Origin of the sequence: Planktothrix rubescens CCAP 1459/22 (assembly GCA_904830895.1) — a bacterium.
Classification (GTDB): Bacteria; Cyanobacteriota; Cyanobacteriia; order Cyanobacteriales; family Microcoleaceae; genus Planktothrix; species Planktothrix agardhii.
Window position 1 is genome coordinate 3,934,140 of the sequence record LR882958.1, and the last position, 14,169, is coordinate 3,948,308.

Sequence of the window (14,169 nt, forward strand, 5' to 3'; positions counted from 1 at the left end):
CTGATAACTCCTCAACTGATAACTGGTAACTGATGACTGATAACTGATTATTCGTCTTCTTCGACTGAACTACTTAAATCATAAGTAGGTTTAGCGGGGGCAAAGTTATTGGAGGTGTAGGTCATCCGGGTGGCTGGGATATCAGCCATTAAGTCTACTTCCACATCTCGACTTCCACCTTCGTCGGTGGTTTCCACTTTATGCACCGCAATATCCAAACACAACGACTGCAACTCCCGCATCAACACCTTAAAGGATTCCGGTGTCCCAGGACGGGGAATGGTTTTACCCTTGACAATGGCGTTGAGGGCTTCGTTGCGTCCCTGCATATCGTCGGATTTGACCGTTAACAACTCCTGCAAGGTATAGGCCGCCCCGAAAGCTTCCAAGGCCCAAACCTCCATTTCTCCAAACCGTTGTCCTCCTTGTTGGGCTTTCCCTCCCAAGGGTTGCTGAGTCACCAAAGAGTAAGGGCCAGTAGACCGGGCGTGAATCTTATCATCAACCAAGTGAACCAGTTTCAACATATAGGCAATCCCCACGGTGACGGGTTGGTCAAAGGGTTCTCCGGTGCGACCGTCATAAACGATGCTTTTCCCCGGATAGTTTTCGTTAAATAACCAATCTTTCTTGGTTTTATCCCGGGCTTCTTTTAACTTCCCGTGAACGGTTTCCCGTGACATTTCCGGGCCGTGCATTTCATCAAAGGGAACCACTTTAAACCGTTTTTTCAGGTTTTGACCCGCCCACCCTAATAAACATTCAAAGATTTGGCCGACGTTCATCCGACTGGGTACACCCAAGGGATTAAGAACAATATCCACAGCCCGACCATCGGGCAAATAGGGCATATCCTCAATGGGGAGAATCCGAGACACAATCCCTTTATTTCCGTGGCGTCCGGCCATTTTGTCCCCGACTTGGATTTTGCGTTTTTGCGCCACATATACCCGCACCACCATATTCGCCCCAGGCGGTAACTCATCCCCCTGTTCCCGGGTAAATACCCGCACATCTACAACCCGACCTTTTTCTCCGTTAGGAACCCGTAGGGAGTTATCCCGCACGTCCCGGGCTTTTTCTCCGAAAATTGCCCGGAGTAATTTTTCTTCGGGGGGTTGGTCGGATTCCCCTTTGGGTGTGACTTTCCCGACTAAAATATCCCCGGACTCTACCCAGGCCCCAACTCGGATAATCCCATTCCCATCCAGTTGTCGCAGGGAGTCTTCCCCCACGTTAGGAATTTCCCGGGTAATTTCTTCGGGGCCGAGTTTGGTTTGTCGGGCTTCAATTTCGTATTTTTCAACGTGGATGGAGGTGTAAATATCCTCTTGGACTAAACGCTCACTAATTAAAATCGCGTCTTCGTAGTTATATCCCTCCCAGGGCATATAAGTCACCAGAATATTATGACCTAAAGCTAGTTCTGCCCCTTCGGTGGAGGAACCATCGGCTAATACCTGACCCGCTACCACCTGATCTCCTTCATAAACCAAGGGACGCTGGTTTAAACAAGTATCTTGGTTAGAACGTTGATATTTTTGTAGTTCGTACTCGATATAGCCAGCGTATTTTTGCTTCCATACCGAGGGCTGTTTGGTTTTGAGGTCGAGATCGTCGTATTCGCGAATCAGGAAACTTTCCTCGCTGGAATTTGAATCGGCATCTACCGTCAGGGATTTGACAATAATCCGAGATCCGTCAATATAACTGATCTCCCCATCCATACGCGAAACAATCACCATCCCACTATCCCGGGCGGCTTGGGCTTCTAGTCCGGTTCCCACTAATGGCCGTTCGGGACGTAACAGTGGTACGGCTTGCCGTTGCATATTAGACCCCATCAATGCCCGGTTCGCGTCGTCATGTTCCAAGAAAGGAATTAAGGAGGTGGCGACGGAGACAATCTGTACCGGAGATACCGCGGCATAGTCCACCTGCATGGGAGTTGTGGTGGTGAATTCCTGGCGATACCGCACCGGAACAATTTCCCCTAAAATCGTTCCCTCGGCATCGGTGCTAATATCCCCAGGTGCCACCCGTAAATCGTCTTCTTCGTCGGCGGTCATGTACACCGCAGGTAAATCTAAGCGGACTTTGCCGTTTTCAACTTTGTTATAGGGGGTGGCAATAAATCCGTAGGGGTTCACCCGCGCCAAAGTTGCTAAAGAGCCAATTAATCCAGCGTTGGGCCCTTCCGGGGTTTCAATCGGACAAATCCGACCGTAGTGACTGGGGTGAATATCTCGGACAGCAAACCCGGCCCGTTCCCGGGTTAGTCCCCCGGGGCCGAGGGCAGATAGGCGCCGTTTGTGGGTCAGTTCCGCTAAGGGATTGGTCTGATCCATAAACTGCGATAATTGGGAACTACCGAAGAATTCTTTAATGGCAGCCACTAGGGGTTTGGGGTTGACTAAGGATGCTGGGGTTAAGGCATCGGCATCACTCACGGTCATCCGTTCTCGGATAATCCTTTCTAAGCGGTTTAAACCGACCCGAATTTGGTTTTGCAGCAGTTCTCCCACTGACCGGACACGACGATTTCCTAAGTGGTCAATATCATCGGTTTCACCAATATCAAATTCTAGGTTAATTAAATAATCAATCGCCGATAAAATATCCACGGAGGTTAGAACCCTGGTGGTATCGGGAATGGTGAGTCGTAGTTTTTTATTCAGTTTATAGCGTCCCACCCGGCCCAAATCATAGCGTTTGGCATCAAAAAAGCGATTATTGAGTAACTGTTCTCCACCAGCCACCGTTGGGGGTTCCCCTGGACGGAGTTTGCGGTACAGTTCCATTAAGGCATCGTCTTCGCTAAATTCCCCTTCCCGTTCAATGGTCTTTTCAAAGTATTCGGGATGGCGCAGGGCATCAAAAATTTCGTTATTGGTGAGTCCCAAGGCTTTTAATAAAACCTGGGCGGATAGTTTGCGGGTTTTATCAATTCTGACCCACACTAAGTCATTTTTATCGGTTTCAAATTTTAACCAGGCACCTCGGTTGGGAATTAAGGACGCACTATATGTCCGTCGGCCGTTTTTATCAATTTCAGATTTATAATAAACCCCAGGACTTCTGACAATTTGGTTGACGATAACTCGTTCAGCCCCATTGATAATAAAAGTTCCCCGTTCTGTCATTAGGGGTAAGTCCCCAATAAAGACTTCTTGTTCTTTAATTTCTCCAGTTTCTTTATTAATTAAACGAGTCGGAACGTACATTTGAACGGCATAGGTACTATCCCGCCGTTTGGCTTCATCAACGTCATATTTAGGACGTTTAAGTTTATAATCTTTGGCTAAAAAATGGAGTTCTAGTTTCCCGGTATAGTCGGTAATTGGGGAAAAACTTTCTAATTCTTCAATTAGCCCTGCTTCTAAAAACCAACGAAAACTTGACCGTTGAATTTCAATTAAGTCAGGGAGTACAAAAGTGGGTTCGTTATGGGTTAGACTTGCCATTTATTAGTTATCAGTTATCAGTTATCAGTGATTGAGTTAATAGTTGTCAGTTATCAATAATCAGTCATCAGTCATCAGTCATCAGTCATCAGTTAATCGTTAAGAAGTTTACAGTTAATTTATTAACTCCTCAACTGATCACTCCTCAACTGAATCACTCCTCAACTGATCACTGTTAACTGATAACTGATAACTGAAAGAGTTGACAGGCATTATTCGTGGTTTGTTGAGATAGGGTTTCTAGGGAAATGTCCCGCAGTCGGGCAACGGTTTCGGCAACATGGCGCACAAAGGCGGGTTCGTTGCGTTTTCCCCGTTGAGGAACAGGCGCTAGAAAAGGACAGTCTGTTTCAATTAAAATTCGATCAGACGGAACTAGACGAGCACATTCCTGAATAGCAATTGCGTTTTTAAAGGTAACGGTTCCGCTAAAACTGATATACAGCCCCAACTTCAGAAACTCCTGCTGTTCTTCGGGAGTTCCTCCCCAACAGTGCATGACCCCGGAAACTTGGCCTTGTTGTTGCCAGAATTGCTTTAATAGGGGAATCATGGTTTCTGCTGCCTCCCGACAATGGATAATCACAGGTTTCTTCAAACTATAGGCAATCTCTAGCTGTTGGGTGAAGACCTGGATTTGTTGATCTCGGTTATCGGCTTTATAGAAATCGAGTCCCATTTCTCCAATCGCAACGACTCTATCATCGGATTGGGCGAGTTGGGTAATGGTTTGGGCCGAGGTGGAATTCCAGAGTTTAGCATCCAAGGGATGCAACCCAACAGCAAAGCTTAGTTCGGGGACTTGATTAGCAATTTCCTGTATTTCCTGAAATTCTCCAGGGTGAACACAGGAATGCACCAAACGGACTACTCCCGCCTCCTGCCATCTCTGCCGAATTGCGTCTAAATCGGATGCCAATGCTTTGAAGTTAATATGGACGTGGGTATCGATCAGTTGCATAGTCCTTTTATTCAGATTCATCAGCAATCAGTGATCAGTTACCAATTTTGCAGTGCCAGCGTCCTCGCGGGATAGTTTATATTACCCGTATCCTTCATGGCTAAGAGTTGACTACTACTAAGCATTGGCTCTTAACTGTTAACCGTTTACTGATAACTGATCAATGATGAGCTAGGCCGCAACGGTTTGGTGGCGCTTTAAGGCTCTCGCCAGGCGAGATTTTTTACGAGCGCCATTGTTAGGATGCAGGATACCCTTTTTTACGGCCTTGTCGATTTTACTAAAGGCATCCGACATTTGTTGATTTACGTTAGTGAGATTATCGGTTGTGGGGTCAGTCCCAAATTTATCAACAGAGGTGAGACATTTTTTCATTAAAGTCTTGACGGCTGACTTGTAAGATTTGTTACGCAGGCGATTGCGCTCTGCGATTTCGACTCGTTTGACAGCAGATTTTATATTAGCCATAGGTTGTGATTGAAGAAGACGCAAGTATTTCGATTAGAGATACTCAGTTACAGACATACCAATATAACATTTATTTTGTCAAATTCAACCTATCTTCCTATTTACCCATAGGAAGGAGCAATAAAGTTCTGGATTTGAGCCATTGTAGCAAAAAAAAACGGGTTTAACATCCTGTGCTTCTAGGGTTGCTCTCGCGTAGGCGGGTATAGCTTTTTGTGCTATGCTAGATGCGGTATGAATCCCCAGAGTGTTGCCCCTGTGGCTAGAACTCTAAAGTATCGCTTAAGGATACAAAGTCTGGGTATGGCCAAGGAAACAAGGGGGAGAAATTTTTCACCTGGGTTAATAAGCCTCGGTGTCAAGATATTCAACCCTGTTGTCTGTTCCGTATCTGCGCCCTAGTTTTTTTAAGGTTGGCACTCCGAATCACCATGCTGCGAATTATTACTCAGTGGGTTGAAGCACAAGCTGAATTACGACGGATCTCTGACCGTACCCATGATGACGCGATGACCCATAAAGAAGCAACCGTGCGAGAAGTCTTGCAAACGGTTCGGCGTCAAGGGGATAAGGCTCTTTTGCACTATACGGAAGAATTCGATCAAAAAATATTAACATTAGATGAGTTGCGGGTGAGTGGTTCGGAGTTGGACGCAGCTTACCAGCAAGTCTCGAAGGAATTGTTGGATGCGATCCAATTTGCTCGCCAACAAATTGAAGCCTTTCACCGCCAGCGCACTCCTAAGTCCTGGGTGCAGTTTGGGGAGGATGATGTGGTTCTGGGGAAACGGTTTACCCCCGTTGACCGGGCTGGATTATATATACCTGGGGGGAAAGCGTCGTACCCCAGTACGGTTTTGATGAATGCAGTTCCGGCTCAGGTAGCCAAGGTTCCCCGGATTGTGATGGTGACTCCCCCAGGGCCAGACTCTAAGGTAAACCCAGCCGTGTTAGTGGCGGCTCAAGAGGCGGGAGTCCATGAAATTTATCGGGTGGGTGGGGCACAGGCCGTGGCGGCTTTAGCCTATGGCACGGAAACGATCCCGAAGGTGGATGTGATTACCGGCCCGGGCAATATTTATGTGACCTTGGCGAAAAAGTTGGTTTATGGGACGGTGGGCATTGATTCCCTGGCGGGGCCATCGGAGGTTCTGATTATTGCGGATAGTACGGCGAATCCGGTTCATATCGCGGCGGATTTATTGGCCCAGGCGGAACATGACACCATGGCTGCGGCAATTTTATTAACAACGGATTCGGCTTTAGCCCGACAGGTGGTGGCGGAGGTAGAACGGCAGTTGGTGAATCATCCCCGACGGACGTTGACGGAAAAGGCGATCGCCCATTATGGTGTGGTGGTGGTGGTGGATTCCTTGGAGGCCGCAGCCGAGTTATCTAATGAATTTGCCCCAGAACACTTAGAATTAGAGGTAGCCGAACCCTGGGATTTACTAGAAAAAATTCGCCATGCCGGGGCAATCTTTTTGGGTTGTTCGACCCCGGAGGCGGTTGGGGATTATTTGGCTGGCCCTAACCATACCTTACCCACATCGGGGGCAGCCCGTTATGCCTCGGCCTTGGGGGTGGAAACGTTTATGAAACATTCAAGTTTAATTCAGTATTCGCCAACGGCTTTACAGAAAGTTGCCGGATTGATTCAGGTGTTGACTGATGCGGAGGGTTTACCCTCCCATGGTGACTCGGTACGACTCAGAACTCAACCTTAATCGTGATGGCTGTTAATTTTGACCAAAAAGCGAGACGCAAGCCCCTGGCTTCAGACATGGGGATAAGTCGGTAGGGATTTTTAAATCCCGTGAAACGATTGCGTGGCTTTAGCCATAGTGATATAATCAAAACAAAGCAAGTAAGAATAACCATCTGCGTGTTGAACCATCCTAGTGCGGAGTAATCCCGGCAACGGACATATCCGACTCGATTCGGAATAGTTAAAGGGCAAATAATGGCAGGATGTTGATCGTACCTAACTGGCGTTGTGATGGACTCGGAAAGCGAAAAAAATCAAAGTAAGCGCAATTGCAATACCTGTCGTACTGGTAGTTGTTTTGAGCGTGTAGGGTGTCTTGATAGCACCATTGAAACGGTTCACAGATCTTCAAGAATCCCCCGGCTTCAGATGTGGGGAGTATCAAGTCTTGCCTTTAGAATAGCGATTTGAAGCGGTAGGATTTTAAGGCGCGGTGATTTTCCAGTTGTTTAGAGGAGACGTTTTTGTGCTGAATACGATTTTGGTTGCTGTGGATGATTCACCAACTGCTAAGTTTGTGATTAAGGCCCTGGGTCAACTGCAATTGCAACCCACAACTAACGTGATCTTCTGCCATGTTATTCCAACGGTAGAATCAGATTTTGATCTGGTGGCGGATCGGCCGCGTCCGAGTGCAGATGAGTTTCCCTATGGTAATTTGGAAAAGCAACTGCGGGTTTATCAGGATCAGTTAGATTGTGAAACTGAAATTGAGATTGTAGCGGGTGATCCGGCGGAGGAAATTATTCGTTTGGCTAATATATATAAGACGGATTTAATTATTATTGGGAATCGGGGATTAACGGGAGTAAAACGAATTCTGGAAGGGTCAGTGAGTTCTCAGGTGGTTTCGGAAGCAAATTGTTCGGTTTTGGTGGTTAAGGAAATTTAAGGTTAGTGGGAAGTTGCGATCGCTAATTTGATTTTAAGTATCAATTGATCTGATTTATCTGGGCGCATCAAGCCACCCATGGTTAGAAGTTTGGGGTTGGCTTTTTGGGCAACTTAATAATACTAATAAGCCTAATTTTAAGTAAAGTTACCCAGTGTTACACTAAATATAGCGTAAAATAAGATTTCTGTCAATCCCTGTCACTAAATATGGAATTAGAGTACAGTGGTAAGGCGTCAATTCATTATAGCATTGGGTAAAAATATTGACTATGCAATCAACATCACCATCCCTTACCATCACCCCTAATAAAAATATTAAAGTCATTAAACGAGATGGTCGTCTGGCCCCATTAGATGTCTCTAAAATTCGAGAAGTCGTTAACTGGGCTTGTGAGGGAATGGAGGCGAATCCGATTACCCTAGAAGCGGGACTAACCACCCGACTGCGGCATGGTGTGACTACCCGAGAAATTCAGGATAATTTAATTAATTGCGCCTTAGAGTTATGCAGTCCCTCCGACCCAAACTGGCGTTATGTGGCGGGAAGACTACAGATTTGGAGTTTATGGAAAGATACCTTAGTCCGTCGGGGCTATGAATACGGCGACTATTGCAGAACGGTTCATAATAAAGTGGAACAGGGACAATATGACGTTCGGATTCTGACTTACACCGCCGAAGAACTTCAAGAGGCCGGAAGTTGGATTAATCCCGAATGGGACAAAGATTATGATTATGCTGGGGCAGTTTTGTTAAATAAACGCTATTTATTAACAGATGAATTACCCCAAGAAGCTCTATTAACCTGTGCGTTGCTATTAGCAATTGTAGAAAAACCCGAAAATCGGTTATTCTGGGCGAGAAAGTTTTATCAAGCGATCGCTCAACGTAAAGTTTCCTTAGCTACCCCAATTTTAGCAAATTTAAGGATTCCTCACGGCTCCCTGAGTAGCTGTTTTATTACGGCAATGGATGATAATTTGGAAAGCATTTTTGACACGATTAAAGATGCCGCCAGAATTTCTAAAAATGGCGGCGGTGTGGGCACAAATGTTAGCCGAGTGCGGTCAACTGGCAGTTGGGTGATGGGAAAACAAAACACCTCGGGGGGTGTGATTCCTTGGATTAAATTATTAAACGATACGGCGATCGCGGTAAATCAAGGCGGACGTCGGGCGGGGGCGATTACGGTGAGTTTAGATGTCTGGCATTTAGATGTTCCTGAATTTCTGGAAATGCAGACAGAAAATGGCGATCAACGTCGCAAAGCTTATGATATTTTCCCTCAATTAGTGATTCCTGATGAGTTCATGCGTCGGGTGATCAGTCGAGAAGATTGGACACTGGTTGACCCCTATGAAGTTAGGGAAAAACTGGGCATTGAATTAGCCACAACTTGGGGGGAATCCTTTGAAAGTGTATATCAAAAAATAGAAGCAAACTTAGATACGGAAATCACCCTTTATAAAAAGGTTAATGCTCGGGATTTATTTAAGTTAATCATGCGTTCCCAAGTAGAAACCGGAATGCCCTATTTATGGTTTAAAGATACCTCAAATCGGGCTAATCCTAATCAACATGAAGGCTATATTCCGGGGGGGAATTTGTGCCAAGAAAGCTGGTCGAATGTTAAACCCGGAGAAGAAGCACACACTTGCAACTTGGATTCTTTGAATTTAGCTAATATTGAACGAGAAGAACTGCCGGAAGTCTGTGAAATTGCGGTGCGAATGTTAGATAATACGATTGAAATTACTAACACTCCCTTTGAAGCTAGTAAAACCCATAACCAAAAATATCGAACAATTGGGGTAGGGGCGATGGGATTAGCGGATTGGTTAGCCAAAAATCGCTTAACTTATAACCATTTAAACGAAATTAGTCATCTGTTTGAAGATATTGGTTTCTATTGTACTAAAACCTCAATGGAACTGGCAAAAGAACGGGGTTATTACCCAGCATTTAAAGGCAGTGCTTGGAGTCAAGGAAAGTTAATTGGGGCGAAACCCGTAGAGTGGTTTTTGCAACACGCGGCGCAGAAAGAACGTTGGCAACAATTGAGTTTAGATATTCAACAATATGGGATTCGTAATTCTCATATTACCGCGATCGCTCCTAACACATCCTCTTCTTTGGTGCAAGGATGTACCGCTAGTATTTTGCCCTGTTATAGTCGTTTTTTCTATGACAAATGGGCGAAGGGAACAGTTCCAATTGCTCCACCGTTTCTTCAGGATCATTTTTGGTTTTACCCGGAAAATAAAAGCCTAAATCAACAAATTGTTGTTAAGGCGGTGGCGACGGTTCAAAAGTGGATTGATACCGGAATTTCCATGGAATTAATGTTTAATTTGAATGAGGGAGTTTACTTTCCTGATGAACCCGATCGCGCTATCAAAGCTAAGGATATTTTTGATACCTTAATCTTAGCTTGGCAAGAAGGCTGTAAAGCGGTTTATTATGTCAGAACCGTGCAGCGTGATAGTTTCAAAGAAGCTGATGATGGTTGCGTTGCTTGTGCTAATTAAAGGCTAACAAGCTAACTTGATAAAACTATGTCATACTGGTGGGGGAAAGTTATCTTAAATTCCTTGATTTTACGAGTATGACCTTAGACTTTGCTTCATCCCCACCCCTGGACAAAAATGGGCGTAGAAAGCCCTTAACTATGCCCATAAATCCGATTTTCAATCCGAATGGAAATGATGATATTAATCATCGTTCTATTTGGTTTGGGGAAACCACAAATTTAATGCAATTAAATGATGTGCGTTATTCCTGGGCCGTGGGTTTGTATAAACAAATGCGCGAGAATTTCTGGGTTAATTAGGTAGCTCAGACTAAATCCCTTGAAAACGGTGAAACTCTGTGTAATTTATTGGCGTTGCGAGAAAGTTTTTTGTATTATGAAATATAACTTTCATAATATCAAAAATGGAAAGCAAGACCTGTAGCAAGTGTCACGTTGTTAAACATATTTCCGAATTTCACAAAGACGCTAGGTTAAAAAGTGGAATAGTCTCAAGGTGCAAAAGTTGTATTCTTGCATACAAGCAAGACTATTACGCATCAAGTCATGGGAAAGCTAAATCCAAAGCCTACGTTGAAAGAAATAAAGAAAAGATACAATCCTATAACAAGCAGTATCTTAGGGAATATAGAAACTCTGGAATAAAAAATAAAAATAAACTAGAGTTTTGTATTTATAAAGGTGGTTGTTGTTCAGAATGTGGATTTGTTGCAACGGAAGATACTATTGCTGCCTTTGATTTTCATCACACTGATCCTTCTGAAAAGGAATATACTCCATCAGATATGGTGTTAATGAGAAAAGATAAGGTATTCCAAGAATTAGATAAATGTATTCTCTTGTGTTCTAACTGTCACAGGATTCTACATTACAGACAATACCGTGCCAAGCTTGCTAAAAAGCAAGAAGGTGTAGAGACTAACCCTATAAGGGAGTAGGCTGTAAGCGATTGACAGTCGAAGCGGGGGACTCCTTTTGCTATTAAAAGGATGATGAGATAGTCCGATCCATAAGGTGACTTATGGCAGCTTAAATCAAGCGGGTTAGACTTAGCGAATCTAACTGAACACCAATGACCCGAAAAATTAGATATTACTCAGGATGTCGTGGATTATGTTAACTTAACTCCCGATGAACGTTGGGCATTTGATGGAATTTTAAGTTATTTAACCTTCTTAGATTCTGTTCAAACCTGCAATATTCCTCATCTGAAAAGTTGTGTAACTGCCCCAGAAATTAGTCTTTGTATGGCGGAACAAACTTCTCAGGAGGCGATGCACAATCAGAGTTATCAATACATGATTGAAACGATTATTCCATCCGATCGGAGAACCTTTGTTTATGAGTTTTGGAAAACCGATAGTGTTTTGCGCGATCGCTGTGAATTCATTGCCGGGATTTATCAACAATATATGGATGTGCGATTCGTTTAACCTAAAATAAACCGAAAGGTTTATGGGACGGTTAACCCAGTTTATAAGACTGGTGATAACTGATTACATTTATGGGTGAACCGCCGTGCGGTAAGTCCCATCCCTCAAGTGCTGAGGTGAAAACATAACCCCTAGTTTGAATGGGTAGCAACCAACAAGCTAAAGCGGGGTTAAAAGGTAGAACTACTGGAAGCCAAATCTGGTAACTATCGAGTAAGAAGTCCATGCGTAGCGAAAGCAAAGATGTGTTTGAACCACCGTTAATTGTGATGGTGTAATGGCTAAATCAAGAACAATCTTGAATAACACCAAGCCAAAAGGCAAGGATAGGGCATAAGCGGGTGTTCAACCGACTTATAAGCACCGCCCAAAAACCCGGTGGATAACATCACGCTAAAGACTTCAAACAAATGTGTAATCGGAACGAAGTAACCCCTGTATATCTCTGGAGAGGTCGTGCGTCCAGTAAGTAGCTAACGAATGATATATGGGGAAGGGATGGTATCAAAAGCGAATGCTTTGCTGTAATGGCAAAGATATGCTGACAGATACTCGGTAATTCCAAAGAAATAGAACAAGTAGCAATACAAATGTCTAAAACGCTGATTAAAACTCAGACGGTGGAATGGAAAGACCTTAACTGGCGCAAGCTGGAAAGGGTAACTTTCAAGTTGCAAAAGCGCATATTTCAAGCGAGTGAACGAGGCGATGTTAAAGCAGTTCGTAAACTTCAAAAGACCCTGATTAATTCCTGGAGTGCTAAATGTATTGCGGTTCGCAGGGTAACACAAGATAACCAAGGCAAAAATACGGCTGGAGTAGATGGAATTAAATCTCTTACCCCAAAGCAACGTATGAACTTGGTAGGACGATTAAAGTTAACCAATAAGGTAAAACCAACTCGCAGAGTTAATATTCCCAAACCTGGTACAACAGAAACCCCCCCCCAAGCCCCCCATGCACGGGGGGTTTGGGGGGGCGGAATACCCACAATCAACGACCGCGCATTGCAAGCGTTAGTTAAACTAGCGTTAGAACCAGAATGGGAGGCTGAATTTGAGCCAAACAGTTATGGTTTCAGACCAGGACGTTCCTGCCACGATGCAATAGGAGCAATATTTTTGAGTATCAGATACAAGTCCAAATATGTACTTGATGCTGATATTGCCAAATGCTTCGACCGCATAAACCACAAAGCATTAATCTCCAAGATAAACACATACCCTACATTAAGCCGTCAAATTCAAGCGTGGCTAAGAGCAGGGTACATGGACGGAAAAGAACTTTTTCCTACTAATGATGGTACACCACAAGGCGGGGTAATTTCACCTTTACTTGCGAATATTGCCCTACATGGTATGGAAGAAAGAGTCATGCAATATGCAGAAACTCTAAAAGGGAGAAAATTGGCTAACCGTCAATCTCTTAGTTTAATCCGTTACGCCGACGATTTCGTAATAATCCATGAGGATTTAAACGTAGTTAAAAAGTGTCAAGAGATAATTGCTGATTGGTTAAGTGACATGGGATTGGAATTAAAACCAAGTAAAACAAAATTAACCCACACCCTTAATGAAATCGAAGGAAATGTTGGGTTCGAGTTCTTAGGATTCCATGTACAACAACACAAAGTAGGTAACTACCGATGTGCGAACAACACGCACGGAACACCGCTAGGTTTTAAGACATTAATCACACCCTCAAAAGCCAAAGTTAAAACTCATCTTGTCAATATAGCTGAAGTAATAGATACCCATAAGACTGCCCCTCAAGCTGCTTTAATTAGCAAGCTAAATCCAATTATTAGAGGTTGGTCAAACTATTACTCAACTAAAGTTAGTAAGGATACTTTCTCAAAAGTTGATAATCTAACTTATGACAAATTAAGAGCCTGGGCAAGAAGGAGGGGAAAAGGGAACATCAACAAAGACAAATACTGGAGAACAGTAGGCGACAGAAATTGGTGTTTCAGTACAAAAGATGGATTAGAATTATTCACCCACGCCAGTACGCCAATCGTAAGGCATACAAAGGTCAAAGGAAAGGCTAGTCCGTTTAATGGAGACTGGATTTACTGGAGTAAACGAAGGGGCGAATATCCTGAAACTCCTAGCAGAGTTTCCAAATTAATCAAAAAACAAAAGGGTATTTGTCCTCACTGTGGTTTGTATTTCACAAGTACAGACATTGTAGAAGTTGACCATATTAAACCAACATCATTAGGTGGAAAAGACATCTATGATAATTTACAACTTCTACACAAACACTGTCACGACACAAAGACGGCTCATGATGGTTCTTCAACTAAAAATAAGCAATTACCAATAGTTGAGAATTATGAAAATAACCCGTTTTGAATCGTATCCGTAACAAGGATGGAGTTATCAAGGAGCCGTGTGAGGTGAAAGTCTCACGCACGGTTCTGAAGGAGAGGTAGGAGTGGTAACGCTCCTATCGACTCTAACAATCCCACCCTGGAAAATTACTTTATTTCCCTGTTAGCTGACTATATGTTAGAAGGAATTTACTTCTACAATGGGTTAAATTAATGGCCCCCTAGCACCGCGAGATGTTAGTGAAAACTCATCAAATTGCTGGAACCCCCTAAAGCCTTTATACCAAAGCGAAATTAGAAATGATAAGCGCGCCAG

9 protein-coding genes and 1 pseudogene are annotated in these 14,169 nt (G+C 43.9%); 7 read left to right on the forward strand and 3 right to left on the reverse strand.

The genetic code is table 11. The features are described from left to right. Positions 1 to 47: 47 nt before the first annotated feature. From rpoB to rpsT, 3 genes are all read right to left on the reverse strand, one after another. A complete protein-coding gene (gene rpoB, locus NMG86_RS18195; protein ID WP_026785761.1) occupies positions 48 to 3,464 on the reverse strand; it encodes a DNA-directed RNA polymerase subunit beta in 3,417 nt (1,138 codons plus the stop codon). Positions 3,465 to 3,639: 175 nt separating this feature from the next. Next, complete coding sequence (locus NMG86_RS18200; RefSeq protein WP_026795573.1) at positions 3,640 to 4,425, reverse strand: TatD family hydrolase; 786 nt, start codon at positions 4,423 to 4,425, stop codon at positions 3,640 to 3,642. 171 nt (positions 4,426 to 4,596) lie between these two features. Further along, the gene (rpsT, locus tag NMG86_RS18205) at positions 4,597 to 4,893 is read right to left on the reverse strand and encodes a 30S ribosomal protein S20 (RefSeq protein WP_026785759.1); all 297 of its coding nucleotides are present in this window, start codon (positions 4,891 to 4,893) and stop codon (positions 4,597 to 4,599) included. A gap of 431 nt (positions 4,894 to 5,324) precedes the next feature. On the opposite strand from rpsT, the gene hisD reads away from it, so the two are divergent. From hisD to ltrA, 7 genes and pseudogenes are all read left to right on the forward strand, one after another. Beyond that, the gene (hisD, locus tag NMG86_RS18210) at positions 5,325 to 6,620 is read left to right on the forward strand and encodes a histidinol dehydrogenase (RefSeq protein ID WP_026785758.1); all 1,296 of its coding nucleotides are present in this window, start codon (positions 5,325 to 5,327) and stop codon (positions 6,618 to 6,620) included. Between the two features lie 507 nt (positions 6,621 to 7,127). Then, positions 7,128 to 7,553 carry a universal stress protein gene (locus tag NMG86_RS18215; protein ID WP_026785757.1) on the forward strand — a complete coding sequence of 142 codons (426 nt, stop codon included), beginning with the start codon at positions 7,128 to 7,130 and terminating at the stop codon, positions 7,551 to 7,553. 271 nt (positions 7,554 to 7,824) lie between these two features. Next, complete coding sequence (locus NMG86_RS18220) at positions 7,825 to 10,083, forward strand: ribonucleoside-diphosphate reductase subunit alpha (RefSeq protein ID WP_026785756.1); 2,259 nt, start codon at positions 7,825 to 7,827, stop codon at positions 10,081 to 10,083. Positions 10,084 to 10,160: 77 nt separating this feature from the next. Further along, positions 10,161 to 10,385, forward strand: a complete 225-nt coding sequence (locus NMG86_RS18225; protein ID WP_227351138.1) for a ribonucleoside-diphosphate reductase — start codon at positions 10,161 to 10,163, stop codon at positions 10,383 to 10,385. 104 nt (positions 10,386 to 10,489) lie between these two features. Continuing rightward, positions 10,490 to 11,023: a hypothetical protein gene (locus NMG86_RS18230; protein ID WP_036831655.1), complete on the forward strand. Its 534-nt coding sequence runs from the start codon at positions 10,490 to 10,492 to the stop codon at positions 11,021 to 11,023. 150 nt (positions 11,024 to 11,173) lie between these two features. Next, positions 11,174 to 11,518: pseudogene (locus tag NMG86_RS18235) on the forward strand (ribonucleotide-diphosphate reductase subunit beta); the annotation flags it as partial. A gap of 590 nt (positions 11,519 to 12,108) precedes the next feature. After that, entirely contained in the window at positions 12,109 to 13,875 is a 1,767-nt protein-coding gene (gene ltrA, locus NMG86_RS18240) for a group II intron reverse transcriptase/maturase (RefSeq protein ID WP_043938512.1), read from the forward strand. The last annotated feature ends 294 nt before the right edge of the window (positions 13,876 to 14,169 follow it).

Excerpts from the sequence above, each read along its gene's own strand:
- rpoB (WP_026785761.1), bottom strand. The coding sequence starts at position 3,464 with ATGGCAAGTCTAACCCATAACGAACCCACTTTTGTACTCCCTGACTTA.
- NMG86_RS18200 (WP_026795573.1), bottom strand. The coding sequence starts at position 4,425 with ATGCAACTGATCGATACCCACGTCCATATTAACTTCAAAGCATTGGCA.
- rpsT (WP_026785759.1), bottom strand. The coding sequence starts at position 4,893 with ATGGCTAATATAAAATCTGCTGTCAAACGAGTCGAAATCGCAGAGCGC.
- NMG86_RS18230 (WP_036831655.1), top strand. The coding sequence starts at position 10,490 with ATGGAAAGCAAGACCTGTAGCAAGTGTCACGTTGTTAAACATATTTCC.
- NMG86_RS18225 (WP_227351138.1), top strand. The coding sequence starts at position 10,161 with ATGACCTTAGACTTTGCTTCATCCCCACCCCTGGACAAAAATGGGCGT.
- NMG86_RS18220 (WP_026785756.1), top strand. The coding sequence starts at position 7,825 with ATGCAATCAACATCACCATCCCTTACCATCACCCCTAATAAAAATATT.
- hisD (WP_026785758.1), top strand. The coding sequence starts at position 5,325 with ATGCTGCGAATTATTACTCAGTGGGTTGAAGCACAAGCTGAATTACGA.
- ltrA (WP_043938512.1), top strand. The coding sequence starts at position 12,109 with ATGTCTAAAACGCTGATTAAAACTCAGACGGTGGAATGGAAAGACCTT.